This is a genomic window from Mesorhizobium sp. M8A.F.Ca.ET.207.01.1.1 (assembly GCF_004794715.1).
In the GTDB taxonomy this organism is placed as follows: domain Bacteria; phylum Pseudomonadota; class Alphaproteobacteria; order Rhizobiales; family Rhizobiaceae; genus Mesorhizobium.
Map to the genome: position 1 here is coordinate 1 of NZ_SRUS01000044.1, position 682 is coordinate 682.

A 682-nucleotide genomic window follows, 5' to 3' on the forward strand; every position below is an offset into this window, starting at 1 on the left:
TGCGGTGACGCGCGGGGCGGTCACCACGTCGGCTTCGTCGACCACGAAGATCGACACCGCTTCGCTGAGGTGGCCAGCCTGTTCTTCCATCGCCCGTGCGGCGGCAGTGGCTTCTTCCACCAGCGCGGCATTCTGCTGGGTGGTTTCGTCCATCTGCACCACGGTCTGGTTGACCTGCTCGATGCCGGCGCTCTGTTCCTGCGAAGCGGCGGAGATCTCGGCCATGATGTCGGTCACGCGCTGCACCGAGGCGACGATCTCGCCCATGGTGCTGCCGGCCTGGTGGACCAGGCTGGAGCCTTCGGCGACCTTGCCGACCGAATCGTCGATCAGGCCCTTGATCTCCTTGGCGGCCGCGGCCGAGCGCTGGGCGAGGGTACGCACTTCGCTGGCGACCACGGCGAAACCGCGGCCCTGTTCACCGGCACGCGCGGCTTCCACTGCGGCGTTCAGCGCCAGGATGTTGGTCTGGAAGGCAATGCCATCGATCAACTGGGTGATGTCGCCGATCCGTCGCGAGGCCTCGCTGATGCCGTGCATGGTCGCGACCACCTGGCCGACGGCCTCGCCACCGCGCTGGGCCACCGCTGCCGCACCCTGGACCAGGGCATCGGCGCGACCGGCGGCGTCGGCAGTGCGGCCCACGGTATCGGTCAGCTCATGCATCGAGGCGGCGGTCTCC

The 682-nt window shown here is 68.8% G+C and carries 1 protein-coding gene; it reads right to left on the reverse strand.

What is annotated here, in order from left to right:
• A partial coding sequence (locus EN850_RS33365) for a methyl-accepting chemotaxis protein (protein WP_246689314.1) occupies window positions 1-682 on the reverse strand: 682 nt, incomplete at both ends.